Below are 20,356 nucleotides of genomic sequence, written 5' to 3' on the forward strand. Positions count from 1 at the left end.
CGGCCTTCACGCGCCGGCTGCTCGCCCCGGCCCCCGGCCCCGCCCGGCCCCGCCCGGCCCCGCCCGGCCCGTCGGCCCCGCCGTACACACGGCGACTCCCGTCCGCGCCCCCACCGATAAGCAACCGTGATCGCCCGCCGCACAAAGGCTATTGGACCGCCCCCGCCCCCCACCCCCAGACTCGGCAGTACCGCCGTGAGAAGGCGGTCACCCGACCATGGGCGGACTCCGCCCCGCACGCGGCGGACCGGGACGGCCCCGCCGGGCGCGGGGCAGCCCACCGCCCACGCGGCAACCCCGGCGGACCGGGCGGCCCCGCCGGCCGGTCCCGGTCGACCCCGGCGGACGCCGGCCCGCATCGGAGAGGGCGAGCATGCGCACAGGCAAGGCCGAGGTGATCACCACGGCCGAGTACGTGATGCTGTGCGGCGTCTTCTTCCTCATGGGCGCGGAGACCTACCTCGTCTCCCCGCTGCTGCCCACCCTCTCCGCCGACCTCGGCGCCTCCACCCCCGCCACCGCGCTCGTCGTGACCGCCTTCGTCGTCGCCTACGGGGTCGCCGGACCGCCGCTGGGGGTCGTGGCCGACCGCGCCCCCCGGTGGATCTTCATCGTGGCCGGCGGCGGCCTGTTCGCGGCCGGCAACGTCTTCTCCGCGCTCGCCCAGAGCCTGCCGCTGCTGGTCGCCGCGCGGGCGCTGAGCGGCCTGGGCGCGGCGATGGCCGCCCCCTCGTGCTGGGCCTACCTCGCCGAGCGCACCGCACCGGCCCGCCGGGGCCGCGCCATATCGGTCGCGGTCGCGGTCTACGGCCTCGGGCAGGTGCTCGGCGTGCCGCTGGGCACGGTCTGCGCCCAGTTCCTGGGCTGGCGGGTGGCGTTCGCCGGTATCGGCGCGGGCTTCGCCGTGATGGTCCCGCTGCTGGCCCGCCGGCTGACCCGTACGCCGGCGGTCGCGGCTCCGGCGGGTCTACGCGCGCTGATCAGGCCCTGGCGGGCGCCGCGGATCAGCCTCGGGCTGACCGCGACCCTGCTCTTCCAGGCCGGCCGGCTTGGCGCGTACACCTACGTCGGTGCCCTGTTGGCGCAGCGCTTCGGGTTCTCCCTGGCCCAGCAGGGCGCGGCGGGGCTGCTGGTCGGGGTCAGCTCGATGCTGGGGTCGCTGGCGAGCGGCCCGGTGATCGACCGGCTGCGCTCCCGGGGCCGCAGCGAGATCTGGCTGTCGGTGGTGTCCGCGGCGGTCTTCGTCCTGTCGGCGCCGGTCGCCCTGACGACCGGTCACCTCGCCCTGTGCCTGGGCGCGTTGTTCGTCTGGTGCGTGGCCGGGAGCGCCTTCTACTCCACCCAGCAGGCGTATCTGGCGAGCGCGGATCCCAGCCAGCGCGCCTCGGTCCTGGCCTGGAACAGCTCGATGATGAACGTCGGCATCGCGGCCGGCACCTCGCTGCTGGGGATGACCGCGGTGGGCTCCGCGGGGTTCGCGGCGACGGCGGCCGGGTTCGGCCTGTTCGGCGGGGCGGTGGCGCTGGCGCTGACCCGCAGCGGCCGCGGCGCGTCCGCCACGGCCACGGCGGAGGGACTCCCGCCGGCGGTCCCGCGGTACGCCCGCCCGGGTGCCCGCAACGCGTCGGGCACCTGAACCGACGGGCCGACGGGCCCGGGGGTCGCCTCGGACCGTGCGGGACGGTCGGCGGTGGTCGGTGACGGTCGGTGGTCGGTGGTCGTCGGCCATCCGGGACCCCTCGGGCGCAGCGCCCGCCGCGCCCCCGGCCGACCCGGGCCCGCCCCCGGCCGACCCCGGCAGCCGCCCCGGCCCGCCCCGGCCCGGCCCGCCCCGGCCCGCCCCGCCCCGGAAAACCCCGTTGACCCACAGTTCACCAGCCATTACACACAGAATTAGCAATTCTGAAGTGATTCCCGTCGGATCTATTTCGGAAAACGCTTGACTCCCGTGCGCCGGGTGGGTCAGAATCATGAGTATGCGAGAGCTTCGAGGTCGTTCGGGCGCGCCGTCGGCGGATTACTGCCGGGTCCGCGCCGACGCGATATGTTGCTCTCCCCTTCGGGTTCGCTGACTTTCGGCGCCGACCCCCCTCCTCCATCTGAGGTCCGACGCCAGAGCCGGGGCATTCACACTGCCCTGCGTCGGGCCGCTCATTCGCGCGATCACCCCGTGCGACCTGCGCTGGATCCCCAGAACACCCTCCGGGAATTCGGCGCGCCGACACGCGCACATTCAACCTGAGGGAAATTCATGGAAGCCGCTACGGAATCCACCAATAACCTGTACGACAGCTCGCGTCCGCTGCGGCGTACCACGCCATTCGCCTGCTCCTGCCACGCCTTCACGGACCGTGTCCAGGGCGCCCTGGAACTCCAGCGGCGCATTTACGCCACCCCGGCGGAAACCGTCCGGCAGGTATTCGAGGACATACTCGGCCAGTCCGCCGACACCGAGTTCGGCCGGGCGCATTCCCTCGGCAGGGTCCGGACCCTGGCCGAATGGCGGCGGGCCGTCCCCATCCAGCAGTACGAGGACATCGAGCCGTACGTCCGGCGCGCGCAGCTGGGCCACGACGCGGTGCTGACCACCAGCCGCCCGTACGCGTACCTCAAGACCTCCGGCTCCAGCGGGGCGCCCAAGCACATCCCGACCACCCGGCACTGGCGCGACCACTACCGGGGCTCGGCCCTGTACGCCCAGTGGGGGCTGTACTTCGAGGCGCTGGCGGTGGCCGATCCGGCCGCCGGCGGGACCGGGCACATCCCGCAGGTGCTCGACCTGTCCTGGGAGCGCGCTCCCGGCACCGTGGCCCCGGGCGCCTTACAGCCGGTGTACAGCATCTCCAACCGCCCGGCCGCCGTCAGCTCCCGCGACTGGCTCCCGCCGTGGTACGACGAGCCGTGGTTCGTCGCCGACCCCGGGGAGAGCTGGGAGGCGGCGATGTACCGCAAGCTGCGGCTGCTGGCGGGCAGCGACGTACGGGCCGTGGTCGCGCTCAACCCGTCCAAGGTCATCAGCCTCGCGCAGACCCTCGTCCGCAGGGGGGAGCAGCTGGTCGCGGACCTGCACGACGGCACCCTGGACGGCCGGCCCGCCGCCGGCCTCACCGCCGACCGGGAGGGCGCGGCACGGCTGCGGCGGGTGTTCGACGCGACCGGCGGCGCGCCCACCCTGGTGGACCTGTGGCCGCGCCTGTCACTGGCGGTGGCCTGGAACTCCGCCTCTGCTTCCCTGTACCGGGACTGGCTTGCGGAGGTGCTGCCGGGCGTGCCGCGGCTGCCGTTCAGCACCACCGGCACCGAGGGCATCGTGACCCTGCCGGTGGACGGCCACCCCTCGGCCGGGCCGCTCGCGGTCAACCAGGGCGTCTACGAGTTCGTGCCCGTCGACGACCGCGACCTGCTCGCCCCCGACACCCCGACCCTGGACTTCGCCGACCTGGAGGAGGGCCGCGAGTACCGGCTGGTGATGAGCCAGGCCAACGGGCTGCTGCGCTATGACGTGGGCGACGTGTACCGGGTGGCCGGCCGCTACGGCGCCGTGCCGCGCCTGGAGTTCACCGGTCGGGCCGGCTTCCGCAGCTCCTTCACCGGCGAGAAGCTGACCGAGACCCATGTGCACCAGGCGGTGGTGGACGCGCTGCCCGCGGGCTTCGGCAGCCGGCCGCTCTTCAGCTGCGTACCGGTCTGGGGCACCCCGCCCGGCTACCACGTCGTCATCGAGGGCGCCGCCGCGCTGGGCGCCGCCGGCCTCGAGCGTTTCCGGGAGGGCGTCGACGCGGCCCTGCGGCGGATCAACGTCGAGTACGGCGAGAAGCGCCGCTCGCAGCGGCTCGGCCGGATCGAGGTCACCGCCGTACCGGTCGGCGCGTTCGCCGCCGCCGAGGAGCGGCTGCGGGCCCGCGGCGCCTCGGCCAACCAGGTCAAGCACCACTGGTTGCAGCGCGACGGCGAGCTGCTGGACGTCTTCCGCGACCGCGGCCTGATCGCGGCGAGCACCGACGGCCGGGACGCCGCCGGCGGCGCCGAGGCCCGGGGGAGCGGCGCCGGCGGCACCGATGGTCGGGATGGCAGCGGCGGCAGCGGTGGCCGGGCCGCGTGGACCGCCGAAGGGGCCGGTGCCCGGTGACCGCCACGGCCGACCGGTCCGGCGAGTACACCACGCTCGCGCTGACCGCCGACGACGGCACGGACCTCGCCCTGCACCACTGGTCGCCAGGTGCCGACCCCGCCGCCGCGGTGTTCTACGTCCACGGCATCCAGAGCCACGCGGGCTGGCTCTACGAGACCGGTCCCGCGCTCGCCGCCCGGGGGATCGCGGTGTTCGCGCTCGACCGGCGCGGCAGCGGCGTCAGTGGTGGTCCGCGCGGCCACCTGCCGTCGGTCGGCCAGGTCTCGCGCGACTACGCGCTGGCCCTGGCCCGTACCCGCGAACTCGCCCCCGGGCTCGACCTGACGATCGTCGGGCAGAGCTTCGGCGGCAGCGTGCTGGCGGCGCTTGTCACGCAGGGCCTGGTGCCGCGGGCGCGGCTGGTGTTCTGCGCGCCCGCGCTCGGCCAGCAGCGCGCCCGGCTGGGCTCCGGCGAGGCGCTGGCGGCGGTCCGGGCCGCGGCCGGCCCGCACAGCTCGCCGCTGTCGCTGGCCGACGCGGACTACACCGACGTCAGCGGCTACCTGGACTTCATGGCCAACGACCTGCTGATGATCCGCCGGATCACGGCGGACACCCGCGCGGTGATGGTCGGCCTGGAGGACACCTACATGCGCGGCGGCTTCTGGGACGACGCCCCGGGCGCCCCCGCCTCCGTCCACTTCGCCCGCCCGGAGCACGACGCGGTCATCGACCTCGCGACCTCCTGGCAGGTCCTGTCCGGCCTCACCCACCGGGCGACCGCGGTGGACTTCGCCGGATCGGGCCACTACATCGAGTTCTCGGCGGCCCGGCACGGCTACTGGCAGTGGCTGAGCGAGGTGGCGGCCGGGCGCGCGGCGTGAGCGCGCCGCCCGGCCGCGCGCCCGGCCGTGCGGCCGGCCTCGCCCCCGCCCCCGGCCCCCGCCCGGCCCCTCCCCTGCGATCCACCTTCGCGCCGCCCGCCGCGGCGGCCCGTACCGACGAGCAGACCTACCACGAAGCGAGGACATCGGCATGACCACCACCACGCCTTCTCCCAGGGCCGCTTCCGGCCACCCGGCCGACGACACGGGCGGCCGTACCCCCGGCCGCCCGGCCGGCGGCGCGATCGAGGCGCCGCGCCCGGCCGCCTCCCTGGTCTCCGCCCGGATCGCCGGGCTCTCGCTGTCCGCCCCCTACGCCGTACCCGCCCGGCAGCCCGGTCCCGACTTCGTCAACCTGGTCAGCGGCGCGCCCGCCGTCGAGGCGCTGCCGCTGCGGGAGATCCGGGAGGTCACCAACGAGCTGTTCTCGCAGTTCGGTTCGGGCGGCCGGGCGCTGGCCTACGGCGCCAACGCCGGCGACCGCGGGCTGCGGGACCTGATCGCGGCGAGCGAGGGCGTGGACGTCGAGCGGATCCTGATCACCAACGGCGCCCTGCACGGCACCTCCCTCGCCCTCCAGGTCGTCGCCGAACCGGGCGACGTGATCGTCGTCGACGACCCGGTCTTCCCCGACACCATCCGTGTCGTGGAGAGCACCGGCGCCGACATCCACACCGTCCCGGTGGGTCCGCGCGGCTTCGACGTCGAGGTGCTCGCCGACCGGCTGCGCGCCGGACTGCGCCCGAAGGCCGTCTACACCGTGCCGGACTTCCACAACCCCGGCGGCGGCCTGCTGCCGTACGACCGGCGGCTGCGGCTGGTCGAACTCGCCGAGCACTACGGCTTCGTCATCGTCTCCGACAACCCCTACCGCCAGTTCGCCTTCGACGGCACCCGCGAGCCCGACTTCCCGCTCGGCAGCGACCGGGTGGTCGTCGCGCACACCTTCGCCAAGACCCTCGGCCCCGGCCTGCGGCTCGGCTGGCTGGTCGCCCCCGAGTGGCTGGCGCCGCACGTGGTCAACCTGCGCCGCCGCTACGACTTCCAGAGCTCCACCCTGTCCCAGGCCATCGCGCGGGCGCTGCTGGAGCGGCCGGGCTGGTTCGACGGACTGCTGCGCCGCGGCCGGGCGCTGTACCGGGCGCGGGCCGACCTCGCGGTGCGCGCCCTCCAGGAGGCCGGCGACCGGTTGGAGTTCACCGCGCCGGAGGGCGGCTTCTTCGTCTGGGCCCGGGTCACCGGCGGCCCCGAGGCCGCCGAACTCCTCGCCGACCGCGCCCTGGCGGCCGGGGTGGTCTACTCCAAGGGCACCTTCTACGACCCGCACCAGAGCGGCCGGTACGCCGACCACCTGCGCCTGGCCTTCTCCGCCCCGCAGGAGGCCCATCTGGTCGCGGGCCTGGAGCGGCTCACTTCTGTGGTGAAATCGCTGCCGTGACCACCGACAGGACACCGCGCGGCGGACCGGACAGTGACGACACGGGCCCGGCGGGGCCGGTTTCCCCCGGTACGAGCCCGGGGCCGCCGTACTCCTCGGGCGCCGACCCCGGCCGGGCGGATCTCCCGGCGGCTATCGGCGCGGGCGCGGGCGCGGGTACGGGGCCCGGCCGGGCGGATCCCCCGGGTACGGGCTCCGGGCCGGCGGGTCTGCCGGGCCCGGCCCCCGCTCCGGCCCCCGCCCCGGCCGGATCCGCGGGCGCCGCGGCCTCCGTCGGCGCCGGTGTCCCCTCCGTATGGGCCGTCCTGCGCGGCACGGACGCCGCGTCGGAAGCCGGCGCCGGTACGGACTCGGCGGCGGTCGAGCGGGGACCCGCGCCGCGGGTGGTCCGGGCCGTACCGCCGCGGACCCTGCGGGTGGCCGTGGCGCAGATCGGCAGCGGGACCGACCCGGCGGCGAACCTCGGCCTCATCGGGTCGGGCGCCGAGCGGGCGGCGGCGGCCGGCGCGGATCTGGTGGTGTTCCCCGAGGCGGCCATGTGCCGCTTCGGGGTGCCGCTGGCCTCCGTCGCCCAACCGCTGGACGGCCCCTGGGCGCGGGGTGTCCGTGCGATCGCGGCGGCGAGCGGCGTCACGGTGGTCGCGGGCATGTTCACCCCCGCCGACGGGGGCCGCGTCCACAACACCGTCGTGGTCGCCGGCCCCGGCCGCCCGCTGCGCCACTACGACAAGATCCACCTCTACGACGCCTTCGGCTACCGCGAGTCGCAGACCGTGGCACCCGGCCACGAGCCGCTGACCGTGGACGTCGCCGGCGTCACGGTCGGCGTCGCCACCTGTTACGACATCCGCTTCCCCGGCCTGTTCACCGAACTGGCCGGCCGGGGCGCCCAGGTGATCGTCGTCCCGGCGTCGTGGGGCGCCGGCCCCGGCAAGCTCGACCAGTGGACGCTGCTGGCCCGCGCGCGGGCCATGGACACGACCGCGTACCTCGTCGGCTGCGACCAGGCCGACCCCGGCGAGGCGGTGCCGCCGGGCCCGGCCCCCACCGGCGTCGGCGGCAGCCTCGCGGTCTCGCCGCTCGGCGACGTACTGGACCGGCTCGGGCCCGAACCGGGCTTCGCGGTCTGGGAGTTGGACCTCCGGGAGGTGGGCGCCGTCCGGGCGAGCATTCCCGTCCTGGCGAACCGCCGCTGGTAGCCGCCCGGCCCCGCCGCCTCGGCCTCCGCCCCGCTTCCGCCCCGCTTCCGCCTCGCCCCGGCCTCCGCCCCGGCCCCGCCGCCCCGAGGGGGCCTGCCCGCATGGCGCGAGGGCGGGGCGGGGGCGGGGCGCCGGGATCAGTCCTGGTCGAGGGCGACCTGCGTGGAGCGGTTGAGTTCCACGACGCTCTGGGAGGCGAGGAACCAGGGGGCCAGCGGGTGCCCGTAGGGCAGGTAGTGCCCGGAGTCCTCGGGAGCGAACTCACCTGTCGGGGTGACCATGTCGCCGTAAACCCCCCAGACGCGGGGCTTGCGGGAGCGGACGAAGACCGGCGCCGTCAGATGCGGGCAGTGGCGCAGCGCGAGAGCCGCGCAGGGCCGGCAGATCGGCGGCTTGGTGGTGCGTACCCCTTCGATGACGCGGGACTCCGTCCCCTCGGGCCGGGGCAGCAGGAACAGCCAGCCCCGCGAGGTACGGTCGGCCGGCCCGCCGCAGACCTGGCACAGCTTGTGCAGCATCGTCCGGTGCTGCCGCCGGGGGTGCATGGACCGGTAGTCGGGCCGCCCGACCCCGGGCGACTGCCGCGTCCGGGACCACAGCACGCCGTTGGTGTCGCGGTCGGCCGGGGTCTCGTCCCGGTACCCGATCCCGTGCGGCCGGACGATGAGACCGGACCCCGTGCCGGAGGTCTCCGCACTCCACGTGGCGGCGTACGGGACCGGCAGGTTCTTCGGCCCCCACCTCAACAGCTCCGGGGACGCGGCCGGTTGAACGGACATAACGGCGGTACTCCTTGTCTGGTGTTCTGTCGGTGCGGGTTCGCTGCGCGGGCTCTTCGCGCGGGTTTTTCGTCGGGGCCCATCGCGCGGGCCCTTCATGCGACCTCTTCATGCGGGCCCTTCGCGCGGGCCGTTCATGTGGGCCCTTCGTACGGCTCTTCGTGCGGGCTTTCCGCGGGTGCGCTTCGCGCGGCTCCGGGTGCGGGTTCCGCGGCGGAGGCGGGGGTTTTCCGGGCGGGCCCCTCGCGCGGGCTTTGCGTACGGGTCCGGTCGCCGTCAGCGCGCGCCGCCGATCTGGGCCAGCTCCGCCCAGACCCGTTTCCCGCACGGCAACGGGTCCGTTCCCCACCGGTCCGCCAGCGCCGCGACCAGCACCAGCCCGCGCCCGCACACGTCCTCGTCGCCCGGCTGCGCCCGCGGAACCGGCCGCACATACGACCCGTCGGCGACCGCCACCCGTACGGTGCCCCGCGCGGGCCGCGCGACCGAGACCTGGATCAGCCGGCACCGGGTGTGCCGTACGGCGTTCCCGACCAGCTCCGAGACGACCAACTCGGCCTCGTCGGCGAGAGCGTCCAGCCCCCACACGCCGAGCGCGGTCCGGACGAGCCGCCGCGCCTCGGCCGCGCTCGGTGCCGCGCACGGCAGGGGCTGGGTGTATGCGGGGTGCCCGGCGGGGCTGGGCGTGGAGGGCGACGCGATCATCCGACTACCTCGGGCGGGGTTGGGGTCGCACGGGTGTGCGGACCTGCAGCTTTCACTGCCCGTGACAGGCGGTGGCGTTAGGTACTAGCTTGGTACTACGCGGAGGGCTCGGCAACGCTGTCCGTAACTTTCGGACCAAATGGCATATGTAACTTGGTGGGCTCTGCGCGACATGACAGGGACTTCCCGTCGCGGCCTCGGCACTGACACGGCGGGCGCCTAAACTCGAAGCTCGGGGAGGGAAACTCATGGCAGCACCGACCGGACCCACCGTTCGGCGTATGCAACTGGGTGCGGAGCTGCGCCGGTTGAGAGAGAAGGTGGGCTTTACGCTCGCACAGGCGGTCGACGGCCTGGACCTCTCGACCACGAAGCTCTACCGCGTGGAGAACGGCCTCACCGGCCTGAAGTCGGCGGCAGAGTTGCGCGTACTGCTGGATCGGTACGGCCTGACCGACGAGGACGATATTCAGTTCCTCGCGGAGATCCACCGGGACTCGCTGAACCGGGGCTGGTGGTCGCAGTATCGCAGCGTCATGCCGTCAGGGATGGCGATGTACGTGGGACTGGAGAGCGGCGCCCGCGCGATTCGGGCCTGGCAGCCGGACGTGATCTTTTCGCTCCTGCAGGTCGAGGACTACGTCCGGGCGATGCTGCAAACCGCGAAGCCGGTCGAGGAACACACGACGGAGATCATCGAGCGCACCGTCCAGTTGCGGATGGAGCGCAAGGCACACCTGACCCGCAGGGGCAGCGGCTTGGAGCTGTGGGCCATCCTCGACGAGGCAGCGCTCCGACGTGTGATCGGCGGCCCGGATGTGATGCGGGAACAGTACGAGGAGATCATCCGGCTGACGAAGCTCGATAATGTGACCATCCAGGTCCTGCCCATGGCTGACAGCACGTACCGGTCGAGCTTCAATTTCACCCTGATGGAGTTCGACGCGCCGCAACTGACGGTCGTTCAGTCCGATGTACCCGAGGGGTCCGGCGTCAGCGACAAGGACACCACGATCTGGGCCTTCAACCGGAGGTTCGACGCCCTGCGCGCTGGGGCGCTGGCTCCGGGCGAGAGCCCGACCTTTCTGCACCGACTAGCCGGAGAGATCTGATCTGCATGACGTACCGCATGGCACCCGACATCGCCTCCGAGGGCGCTTGGTTCAAGTCCTCGTACAGTTCGGAAAACGCCACCAATTGTGTAGAGGTCGCGGACCTCACCGGCACGGGTCGGGTCGCGATCCGTGACTCCAAGGACAAGTCCGGCCCGGCCCTGGTGATCCCGGCGGAGTCCTTCGCCGCCTTCGTCACCGCCGTCCGCGAGGGCCGCTTCCCCCTCTGACCCATTCGGCCGATTCCACCCTCCTCCTCCCGTACGGCCTGCTCCCACACTGCGGGTAGCAGGCCGTACCCCTACTCGCCGAGGAGACCGCCATGCCCCCCGCCCTGTCCCTGAAAACACCTGGGATAACTGGGCCAAGAGTCCGGCGCCCTTTGACAACGGCCCGACAAGGAACAGCTCACCCGTCAGGGCAGCCAACTGGAGGTGTGGGCCATCCTGGACGAGGCCGCACTGCGCCGGGTCGTCGGCGGCCCTGACGTGATGGGCGAGCAGTACGAGGAGATCATCCGGCTGACGAAGCTCGACAATGTGACCGTCCAGGTCCTGCCCATGGCTGACAGCACGTACCGGTCAAGCTTCGATTTCACTCTTCTGGAGTTCGACGCGCCGCAACTGACGGTCGTTCAGTCCGATGTACCCGAGGGGTCCGGCGTCAGCGACAAGGACACCACGATCTGGGCCTTCAACCGGAGGTTCGACGCCCTGCGCGCTGGGGCGCTGGCTCCGGGCGAGAGCCTGATCTTTCTGCATCGACTAGCTGGAGAGATCTGATCTGCATGACGTACCGCATGGCACCTGACATCGCTCCCGAGGGCGCTTGGTTCAAGTCGTCCTACAGCCAGGAGAACGCCAATGCCTGCGTGGAGGTCGCGGACCTCACCGGCACGGGCCGGGTCGCGATCCGCGACTCCAAGGACAAGTCCGGTCCGGCCCTGGTGATCCCGGCGGAGTCCTTCGCCGCCTTCGTCACCGCCGTCCGCGAAGGTCGCTTCCCCCTCTGACCCACTGCTACCTGCGCGTGGCCGTGACCGGTGAACCGGCCCTCGGCGGCTGTCGCCGACGAGTTCCAGCACAGAGAGGGGGCCAGTGATTGACGGCACCGCTTCGGAGGGATGCGAGCAGACCCGCCCCGGTGGTGAAATCCTCGTCGCGGTCCGCGGGTGGATGAACGCCTCCGAACTCGTACGCCTCGACATGGCGGAGGACGGGACGGCGAGCGGTCCCGTACTGGGCGGAGACGTGTCGTTCATGCTCGCACGGCCCCACCTTCCCCCGGCGCTCGGAATGCTGCCCGACCTCGACGCGGGGGAGTCCGTTCCGGGGGGGCGTATCCGCTGACGCCCGGCCCGGCCGATGGCCGGAACACGGACGAGCTGTGGTCGGGGGCGGGACGCCGACGGCCGGGCCGCGTACCGTGAGAGGACCCCATTCACTTCGACCGTGAAGGCGAGGGGTCTTGTACGCACAGCAGAAGCGGCAGGGTGCGAAGCCCGGCCCGGCGAACCGGACGGTACGTACTCCCTCCGACTCGGCGGGCGGTCGCGTCGCCGGGCCGGTGCCGCCCCTTTCTCCCGCCCTGTTAGGTGCACTCCAGCGTTCCATCGGCAACCAGGCCGTCTCCCGGATCCTCGCCCGGAACAGGCCCGACGGCGTGGACCAGCGATCTGACCAAGGCCGGGACCCCGCTCACGGTCCCGGCCGGGACAGCGACTTCGGCCAGAACCGGGACCGGGACCGGCCGGAGTCGCAGGCCGAAGGCACCCTGGGCGCACCCGGTGCCGCGGGCGGCGATGAGCCCGGCGTTTACGTCTCCGGCGCCGATGAGCCCGGCGTTCAGCGGGACCTGGTGGAGCAGGCACTGCGATCGCCCGGCCGGCCGATCGATCCCGCCCGGCGCGGGGCGCTGGAGACCTTCCACCAGACCGACCTCTCCGGTGTCCGGCTGCACACCGGTGCGGTGGCGCGGCGGTCCGCCGCGGCGATCGGGGCGCGCGCCTACACGGTCGGTGCGGACATCGTCCTCGGCGCGGGCGGCGAGGACGCGGAGACGATCGGGCACGAGACCCGGCACGTCGGGCAGCAGAGCGAGGGCAGGGTCGCCGGTGTCGACAACGGCGGCGGGCTGCGGATCAGCGACCCCGGCCACACCGAGGAGCGCGAGGCGGCGGCCGACGGCGTCGCCTTCCGGCAGGGCATGCCGTACGCCCCCTCCGCCTTCGCGCGGCGGGCCGTCACCGAGCACCTCGCCGCAGCCCCGCCGCCCGGTCCCGGGGGCTCCGCGACGGTCCGGCGGGCCGTGCAGCGGATGAGGGACGACGCGGAACCGCCCGCCAAGAAGGCGCGTACGAAGGGGAAGTCCCAGAAGGACCTCGTCGACGACGTCACACAGGTGGTGATCGACTCGGGAGCCGCGAGTTACGGCGGCGGCCGGCACGGCAGGGCGACCGACGAGGTCCGGCTGCGCTATGCCCGGGACAAGGAGGAGGAGCGGTCCGGACAGACGCTGTCCCATCTGAGCTTTCTGACCTACGACGCCATCCGCGCGGCGCAGGACGCGGCCGGCGGCGGCGAGTCCGGCCGGGCCGACGTCGACGACCGCGAGGTCCAGGGGATGCTGATCAACGACCGGCTGCTCTTCGCGTCCAACTTCAACGACTCAATCGACTCCCTCAAGAAGGCCGGCGACGAACAGCGCACCCTGCGGGACCTGCTCAGGGCACAGCAGAGCGAGGAGAACCGCAGGGCCGGACTGCACGACCAGGACGCGACCGAGTACGTCGACCGGTTGAAACGGGCCGAAGCGAAGATCAACCAGGTGTTCGACGGCGAGCGCGGTGTGGACGGCGAGGACGCCACCGCGGAGGCCGTACGCGCCAGCCTGGGCCGACCGGTCATGTACGTCGATGCCGCGGATCCCCGTATGAAGGCGCTGCTTACCGAACCGCAGTACGCGGGCTCGGTGATGATGCTGCGCTTCGGGGCGACGGACAAGACGGCGAAGACGGCGAAGACGGCGGGCGCGGAGGAACCCGGGGCGAAGGCGAAACGCGCGCCCAACGCGAGCGCCACGTCCCACTCGATGCACGCCGAACAGAAACTGCTGGTGGCCATCCGCAGCGCCGGTCTGCGGCCCGAAGAGGTCAAGGGCGACTTCGCCATCGAGGGAAAGTACCGGGGCTGCCTCGGCTGCAACGCGGCCCTGCGCTACTACCGGGACGTCGCCGGCTTCGGCAACCTGGAGTTCAACCCCAACTACGGCTTCTACTACGAGAAGTCGGTGAAGACCCTCGCACAGCACCTGCGTCACGTCGTGGACGATCCGCAGTACCTGGAGTACGTCAAGGCGATGCTCGACGCACCGATGAGCACCGCTGCACCTTCCTGGCAGGCCCCGCCGCGAGACGATCCGACGTTCACCGACGACAACGGCCCGCAGACCCTGACCTCGGCCGCCAACGCGCAGGGGCGCGGATACACCACCGCGTCCGACACGGACGCCGAATCCCGAACCGCCTCGTCCGACTCCGACTCCGACAGCGGGTCCGATCCCGACCGCATGCCCGGCATCGAGGGCGCCTCCCGCACCCGGAGGCGCAAGCTGGTCACCGGCACGCGCAGCGGCGGCAGGAAGCTCGGCCCGGGAAAGGCGGGCGCCGCGACCAGGCCGACCCGCGCCGCCCGCGTCGCCGACGACGCCGACGTGGCCCGGCTCGTAGCGGTGTGGGGGAAGGGTCCGGCCGCGCGTGAGGAGCAGGGCCGGGTCTTCCGTGACATGGCCGCCGGCGGGCCCAGCGGGAAGAAGAAGATGAGCGCCGTCGAGATCGTCGAGATCACCGGTGCGTCGGAGAGCATCGTCCGCCGCCTGCTCAAGGGCACGACCGGCCACGAGGCGCGGGACGGCAGGCAGGCCGACCCCGAGCGGAAACGTGTGCCGCAGCGCGCCGGGGGCGGCGGGAAGGCCAAGAAGACGGCGACCACCTTCACCAAGGGCGCGAACGTGCTCCCCGAGAAGGACAGGGCCGACATCCAGGAGGCGCTGCGCGCCGCCGGCAACCATGCGTTCTACCGGGACTGGCAGGAACTGCACGACACGGGTAATCCGACGGGCAGGACCCTGTCCCCCGGGGACATGGACGACCGACTCGCCCGGACGCTCGACGGAATCCGCGAGCGGGTCGCCATCCCGCAGCTGGCCAGGGAGCTCTTCCTCACCGCGGACGCCCTGCGGAAGTTCCTCAACAGGAAGTTCGGGACGCTCAACGCCGGCGGGAAGCCGGCGGTGCGGCCTCCGGCCGCGCCGCCGCCCAGCACTCCGGGAGGTGACGTCGAGATGGGCGACCCGGAGCCGGCCGCGGCTTCGTCGTCGGCGGCGGCCCCGCGCGAGCCGGCCGGTTACGACCACCGGGTCGACGCCCAGGGCCAGCACACCTATGTCCGGACCAGCACCGGGGACGTCTACTACTTCGGCGACGACGGGCGCCTGGCACTGCTGCCCCCGGACCGTTCGCCCGGCCCGCAGGAGGAATCCTCCGCATCCGAGGACGACGCCGCGTCCGAGCGGGAATCCGGGCCGGAGTACAGCGACGCGGGGGACACCGACAGCGACGTGCCCTACGAGGGCAAGGGGAAGGGGAAAGCTCCGGCCAGGAGACGGTGACCGCCCGCACGGCGCGCCCGGCACCTTTCTTCTCCTCTTGCGGCTTTCCTGCGGCTTTTCTGAGGCTTTCCCACGGCTTTCCTGCGGCCTGCCTGCGCCGCGTGCTTTCGCTGGCCGCGGTGGAGACGCCCCAGGTTGTGTCGCGTGTGCTTTCGCTGGCTGCGGTGGGGGCGCCTGCGATGGGGAGGCGCGGGTTTTTGCCGCGTGTGCTTTCGTCGATGGGGGTGGGGGTGGGGGTGGAGTGGGGGTGTGCGGGGTGTGCGGGGTGGGGAGGCGCGGGGTTCCGCCGCTTGTGGTGGCGAGGTCCCGGGGGGAGATGCGCGCGGTTCGCTGCCTGGGGCGGTGTCCCGCTGGGGTCGGCGTGGTCGTGCGCGGTCCGGTAGGGCGGAGCGGGACCGGCTTGGTGCGGCGCCGCCCCCGCGGCAGGAAGCGGGCGGCCGGAATGCGGAGGCGCCGCTCCGGCAATCGCAGTACGGTCGGCCGGTGGACGATGAGGACGGCTACTTCGGAGAGCGGGTCGCGGCGGCGTACGACGCGTCGTCGGCGGACATGTTCGAGCCCGGTGTCGTGAACGAGGCGGTTACCGTGCTGGCGGGGCTGGCCGGTGACGGGCGCGCCCTTGAGCTGGGGGTCGGCACCGGCCGTCTCGCGCTCCCGCTGGCCCGCCGCGGGGTCCCGGTGCACGGCATCGACCTCTCCCGGGCGATGGTCGCGCGGCTGCGTGCCAAGCCGGACGGCGATTTGGTCGGCGTGACCGTCGGCGACTTCGCCACGACCCGGGTCGAGGGGACGTTCAGCGTCGCCTACCTGGTCTTCAACACGATCATGAACCTGACGACCCAGGCCGCCCAGGTCGCCTGCTTCCGCAACGCCGCCGCCCACCTCGCCCCCGGCGGCTCCTTCGTCATCGAGGTCGCCACCCCCGACCTGCGCCGACTCCCGCCCGGCCAGAACGCCGTCCCCTTCCACACCGGCCCGACCCGCTGGGCCTTCGACCTCTACGACGTCGCCACCCAGTCGATGAGCTCCAACTACATCGACCTGGCCGACGGCCGCGGCGACTACCGCTCCATCCCCTTCCGCTACGTCTGGCCCGCCGAACTCGACCTCATGGCCCAACTCGCCGGCCTCCACCTCCACACCCGCTGGTCCACCTGGACCGGCGCCCCCTTCACCAGCGAAAGCCCCGGCCACGTCTCGACCTGGCGAAAGCCGCTGGCGTGACCGGCGCTGCGGCGCCCCTACGCTGCGGCGCCCCGCCCCGCCCCGCCCCGCCCCGCCGCGCCCCGCCGCGCCCCGCCGCGCCTACGCTTCGGCGCTGCGGCGCCCCGCCGACGGCCTCTCGGCTCGAACCAACGGGGATCCCCGGCGCGCGCGGTGACACGTCCCCGTACGTCCCCGTACGGCCCGGGGGCCCCGCGGGACCCCCGCGGCCGCGACGCCCCACGGCCTCCCGCGGCGGGCGGGCTGCCGGAGCGCAGGGTAATCCCTGACCTCACCTGGGGCCGGGTCGGCTGGGGAAATGGGGACGCTCGTCAGGCGACGACGACCAGCTTCGGGAGCCGCCCGCGCCCGCCCTGCGGCCGCTGCGCTGCGTGGGCCTTCGTCGGCGGGCAACGGAGGGCGCTCGTCTCCGGCGAGGCAGACCGGGGCAGCCCGACACGGTGCCCCCTCGCAAGCGTCCGCGATCCGGCGAGCTGACGATCCCGGCGCCACGTCCCCGGGGGCCGGCTGCGTGCGCAGTTCCGCGACCGAGCCAGCCGTACCCTTCTTGCCTGAAGGGGCACGCGCGGCGACTCGCCTGGCGTGCTGGCCGTTTTGCCCGTTTCCTCGAAAGTGGTCCGAGACGACCAACCTCGCCGACAAAGCCGCAGGTCACCAAGACTGCTCCCCGCGCCCGCGGGGATGAACCCGATCGGGTCGCTTACGCCGCTGTCGTCAGGCACTGCTCCCCGCGCCCGCGGGGATGAACCCTTGGCAACCGTGAAAAACTGCGCGCCGGTCGTCTGCTCCCCGCGCCCGCGGGGATGAACCCTTGTGCGCCCATCGCGGGATCGAGCCAGAGGCCTGCTCCCCGCGCCCGCGGGGATGAACCCTCGCTAAGGCCGTAACCGGAAAGGGGTGACGCCTGCTCCCCGCGCCCGCGGGGATGAACCCGCGGCCGGCCGGCCGCTGCTCTGGGGGGTGTGCTGCTCCCCGCGCCCGCGGGGATGAACCCGCCATGTCGGAGTTCCTGACCCGGCCGCCCGTCTGCTCCCCGCGCCCGCGGGGATGAACCCGATGATCGGGGGCGGCGACCCCACGGCCCCGGCTGCTCCCCGCGCCCGCGGGGATGAACCCGGGTCGGTCACCGGCCGGCCCACCGGCTGCCCCTGCTCCCCGCGCCCGCGGGGATGAACCCCGCGGGTCCGTCACCGTGGGCCGGGCCACCGGCTGATCCTCGCGTCCGCGGGGATGGCCCTTGCCGTGATGGTGTTGGGAGTCCTGTGGGTGTGCTTTTCATTCCGCCGAGTCCTGGGGCCGGACGCTGGGTCGGTCCTGGCTGGGGCTTGACGTTCCGGCGTCCCCTGCGCCGGTCACGCTGGGCGGCGGGTTTTATGATCGGGCTGGCCGTACCCTTTTGCGTGAAGACGTGCGTGCAGCCCCCGTTGTGGGCGCTGGTTGATTTGTCCGTTTCCTCGAAAGTGGTTCAAAACATCGATTCCTGTCGGTAAAACCGCAGGTCATCAAGCCTGCTCCCCGTACGCGCGGGGATGAACCGCGTCCGGCCGTCGTACTCGTCGGCGTTGGTCCCTGCTCCCCGTACGCGCGGGGATGAACCCGTCTGGTAGGTGCCGGTGTAGCGGCGGTCGAGCTGCTCCCCGTACGCGCGGGGATGAACCCGACATGGCGTGCTCCTCTGGAACGGTGGTGGTCTGCTCCCCGTACGCGCGGGGATGAACCCTCGGCGTACACCGCCTGCACACGGCTGTGTGCCTGCTCCCCGTACGCGCGGGGATGAACCCGTTGTTACCGAGATTGGCCGCTAGACAGCGGGCTGCTCCCCGTACGCGCGGGGATGAACCCAGTGACGACACCATCCGCCGCTACGCCGAGGCCTGCTCCCCGTACGCGCGGGGATGAACCCGTTTCCGGGTAACGTCCTCCGGTACGGTCTCCCTGCTCCCCGTACGCGCGGGGATGAACCCGTAGTCGGGGCCGGTGTAGTCGCCGTGCGCGTCTGCTCCCCGTACGCGCGGGGATGAACCCAACCGGCAGCCCGGGATCATCCCGCAGAACCCCTGCTCCCCGTACGCGCGGGGATGAACCCACGGTGTCCCCGACATGTATGGACCCGATGGCCTGCTCCCCGTACGCGCGGGGATGAACCCGGCTATGACCCGACCGAGCGCGACGAACCCACCTGCTCCCCGTACGCGCGGGGATGAACCCGCGGCATCGATCCGTACGCGGTCATCGACTGCCTGCTCCCCGTACGCGCGGGGATGAACCCTTCACCAAGCACGGGTCGTTCGCCGCGAAGGACTGCTCCCCGTACGCGCGGGGATGAACCCGACCGTGAGCAGGACCGCGAACGCCGCCGAGGCTGCTCCCCGTACGCGCGGGGATGAACCCATGCCCAGCTGAGCCATGCCCCGTGCTAGGGCCTGCTCCCCGTACGCGCGGGGATGAACCCTTCAACGACCTGCCCGTCCTCGGTTCGCCCGGCTGCTCCCCGTACGCGCGGGGATGAACCCATCGGCAGCGCGCTCCGCCTGATCCTCCTGGACTGCTCCCCGTACGCGCGGGGATGAACCCGACGCCCATCGGCCGATCCTCGCGCCGGTGCACTGCTCCCCGTACGCGCGGGGATGAACCCCACGGAGGAGCTGCGGGCCGAGCTGCGGGGCGCTGATCCCCGTACGCGGGGGGATGAACCCGTGCCGCCCGGCCTGTATCTGAGCCTGTCGGCTGATCCTCGCGTCCGCGGGGGTGGCCCTTGCCGTGATGGTGTTGGGAGTCCTGTGGGAGTTCTTTTCGATCCGCTGAGTCCTGGGGACGGGCGCTGGGTCGGTCCCGGCTGGGGCTTGACGTTTCGGCGTCTCCTGCACCGGTCATGCTGGGCGGCGGGTTTTGTGATTGGGCTGGCCGTACCCTTTTGTGTGAAGACGTGCGTGCAGCCCCCGCTGTGGGCGCTGGTTGATTTGTCCGTTTCCTCGAAAGTGGTTCAAAACATCGATTCCTGTCGGTAAAACCGCAGGTCATCAAGTCTGCTCCCCGTACGCGCGGGGATGAACCCGGGAGTGAGCCCGATAGAAGCGCTCGTTGGTTCTGCTCCCCGTACGCGCGGGGATGAACCCGCCTCCGCGACGGACACCGGGTCCTTCGGGATCTGCTCCCCGTACGCGCGGGGATGAACCCGCTGCGGGTGATGGCGGGCGTGGGATGGGTCACTGCTCCCCGTACGCGCGGGGATGAACCCCTCGTCCGCCTCGCCGGTGCCGGCGGCGCGGGCTGCTCCCCGTACGCGCGGGGATGAACCCTCCACCGCCGTCAGGCCGTCTGGGCTGCCGACCTGCTCCCCGTACGCGCGGGGATGAACCCCCCGCCGGTGAATCGATCATGAAATGAGAGACCTGCTCCCCGTACGCGCGGGGATGAACCCTGCTCGCCCGGACCAATCCGAACCCGGGCGAGCTGCTCCCCGTACGCGCGGGGATGAACCCTCTACGCTTAGCTATCCCCATCCCGAGACGGGCTGCTCCCCGTACGCGCGGGGATGAACCCACACCGGTTCTCGCCGATGGCGATTACGTGTGCTGCTCCCCGTACGCGCGGGGATGAACCCGGCACCCAAGAAGAGCGCCCCCGACGTACCGCCTGCTCCCCGTACGCGCGGGGATGAACCCCCGCTGGGGGTTGTGCCCCTAGTGGAGATTGCCTGCTCCCCGTACGCGCGGGGATGAACCCCGGCCGGCGCACCGCGAGCGGCACCGACGACCCTGCTCCCCGTACGCGCGGGGATGAACCCGACCAGCCGGACGGCATGGTCGGCGACCAGCTCTGCTCCCCGTACGCGCGGGGATGAACCCGACACCGTGGTCCGGCTCGGGCGGCGGCTGGGCTGCTCCCCGTACGCGCGGGGATGAACCCGCGGACGGCGGCAAGGGCGCCTACCGCTGGAACTGCTCCCCGTACGCGCGGGGATGAACCCAGCCCGCCGATGTCGCCACCACGCTGCGCTGGCTGCTCCCCGTACGCGCGGGGATGAACCCTGGCTGCCGTTGAAGCCCAAGCCGAAGCTCGGCTGCTCCCCGTACGCGCGGGGATGAACCCGCGGTGCGGGCCAGCAGATCAACCATGTCGTCCTGCTCCCCGTACGCGCGGGGATGAACCCGCACTGGGCTGACGGCACCACCGCCATTACCGCTGCTCCCCGTACGCGCGGGGATGAACCCGCACTGGGCTGACGGCACCACC

Annotated in this window: 13 protein-coding genes, 1 pseudogene and 3 CRISPR repeat arrays (1 of these 17 only partly in view); of the genes and pseudogenes, 12 read left to right on the top strand and 2 right to left on the bottom strand. The window is 72.8% G+C overall.

The window, feature by feature from the left end; translation table 11 throughout:
* Window positions 1–373 precede the first annotated feature (373 nt).
* The 5 genes from RLT57_RS18125 (at window position 374) to RLT57_RS18145 (ending at window position 7,632) form a co-directional block, all read left to right on the top strand.
* Complete coding sequence (locus RLT57_RS18125) at window positions 374–1,636, top strand: MFS transporter (RefSeq protein WP_311298437.1); 1,263 nt, start codon at window positions 374–376, stop codon at window positions 1,634–1,636.
* A 615-nt stretch (window positions 1,637–2,251) separates the two neighbouring features.
* A complete protein-coding gene (locus RLT57_RS18130) occupies window positions 2,252–4,129 on the top strand; it encodes a GH3 auxin-responsive promoter family protein (protein ID WP_311298438.1) in 1,878 nt (625 codons plus the stop codon).
* Window positions 4,126–4,995: an alpha/beta hydrolase gene (locus RLT57_RS18135; RefSeq protein ID WP_311298439.1), complete on the top strand. Its 870-nt coding sequence runs from the start codon at window positions 4,126–4,128 to the stop codon at window positions 4,993–4,995. Before RLT57_RS18130 ends, RLT57_RS18135 begins: the two co-directional genes overlap by 4 nt.
* A 151-nt stretch (window positions 4,996–5,146) precedes the next feature.
* Complete coding sequence (locus RLT57_RS18140) at window positions 5,147–6,433, top strand: PLP-dependent aminotransferase family protein (protein ID WP_311298440.1); 1,287 nt, start codon at window positions 5,147–5,149, stop codon at window positions 6,431–6,433.
* The gene (locus RLT57_RS18145; RefSeq protein WP_311298441.1) at window positions 6,430–7,632 is read left to right on the top strand and encodes a carbon-nitrogen hydrolase family protein; all 1,203 of its coding nucleotides are present in this window, start codon (window positions 6,430–6,432) and stop codon (window positions 7,630–7,632) included. The genes RLT57_RS18140 and RLT57_RS18145 overlap by 4 nt, the downstream gene beginning before the upstream one ends.
* A 137-nt stretch (window positions 7,633–7,769) precedes the next feature.
* Here the strand turns inward: RLT57_RS18145 and RLT57_RS18150 are convergent, their stop codons facing one another.
* Together RLT57_RS18150 and RLT57_RS18155 are read right to left on the bottom strand one after the other, a co-directional pair.
* Window positions 7,770–8,411: a hypothetical protein gene (locus RLT57_RS18150; protein WP_311298442.1), complete on the bottom strand. Its 642-nt coding sequence runs from the start codon at window positions 8,409–8,411 to the stop codon at window positions 7,770–7,772.
* 276 nt (window positions 8,412–8,687) lie between these two features.
* Window positions 8,688–9,116: an ATP-binding protein gene (locus tag RLT57_RS18155; protein ID WP_311298443.1), complete on the bottom strand. Its 429-nt coding sequence runs from the start codon at window positions 9,114–9,116 to the stop codon at window positions 8,688–8,690.
* A gap of 248 nt (window positions 9,117–9,364) precedes the next feature.
* Here RLT57_RS18155 and RLT57_RS18160 point away from each other — a divergent pair, with 248 nt between their 5' ends.
* The 7 genes and pseudogenes from RLT57_RS18160 (at window position 9,365) to RLT57_RS18190 (ending at window position 16,120) form a co-directional block, all read left to right on the top strand.
* On the top strand, window positions 9,365–10,228 hold the full coding sequence (locus RLT57_RS18160; RefSeq protein WP_311298444.1) for a helix-turn-helix domain-containing protein: 864 nt from the start codon (window positions 9,365–9,367) through the stop codon (window positions 10,226–10,228).
* A 17-nt stretch (window positions 10,229–10,245) separates the two neighbouring features.
* The gene (locus tag RLT57_RS18165) at window positions 10,246–10,458 is read left to right on the top strand and encodes a DUF397 domain-containing protein (protein WP_311298445.1); all 213 of its coding nucleotides are present in this window, start codon (window positions 10,246–10,248) and stop codon (window positions 10,456–10,458) included.
* 183 nt (window positions 10,459–10,641) lie between these two features.
* Window positions 10,642–11,010: pseudogene (locus RLT57_RS18170) on the top strand (Scr1 family TA system antitoxin-like transcriptional regulator); the annotation flags it as partial.
* Window positions 11,011–11,027: 17 nt separating this feature from the next.
* A complete protein-coding gene (locus tag RLT57_RS18175) occupies window positions 11,028–11,240 on the top strand; it encodes a DUF397 domain-containing protein (RefSeq protein ID WP_311298446.1) in 213 nt (70 codons plus the stop codon).
* A gap of 85 nt (window positions 11,241–11,325) precedes the next feature.
* A complete protein-coding gene (locus tag RLT57_RS18180; RefSeq protein WP_311298447.1) occupies window positions 11,326–11,577 on the top strand; it encodes a hypothetical protein in 252 nt (83 codons plus the stop codon).
* A 313-nt stretch (window positions 11,578–11,890) separates the two neighbouring features.
* On the top strand, window positions 11,891–14,896 hold the full coding sequence (locus RLT57_RS18185; protein ID WP_311298448.1) for an eCIS core domain-containing protein: 3,006 nt from the start codon (window positions 11,891–11,893) through the stop codon (window positions 14,894–14,896).
* Between the two features lie 483 nt (window positions 14,897–15,379).
* Window positions 15,380–16,120, top strand: a complete 741-nt coding sequence (locus tag RLT57_RS18190) for a class I SAM-dependent DNA methyltransferase (RefSeq protein ID WP_311298449.1) — start codon at window positions 15,380–15,382, stop codon at window positions 16,118–16,120.
* 660 nt (window positions 16,121–16,780) lie between these two features.
* Window positions 16,781–17,298: direct repeats of the CRISPR family, unit length 29 nt.
* 330 nt (window positions 17,299–17,628) lie between these two features.
* Window positions 17,629–18,817: a CRISPR direct-repeat array (repeat unit 29 nt; unit sequence CTGCTCCCCGTACGCGCGGGGATGAACCC).
* A 329-nt stretch (window positions 18,818–19,146) separates the two neighbouring features.
* Window positions 19,147–20,356: a CRISPR direct-repeat array (repeat unit 29 nt; unit sequence CTGCTCCCCGTACGCGCGGGGATGAACCC) (it continues 588 nt past the right edge of the window).

Origin of the sequence: Streptomyces sp. ITFR-21, from assembly GCF_031844685.1 — a bacterium.
In the GTDB taxonomy this organism is placed as follows: domain Bacteria; phylum Actinomycetota; class Actinomycetes; order Streptomycetales; family Streptomycetaceae; genus Actinacidiphila.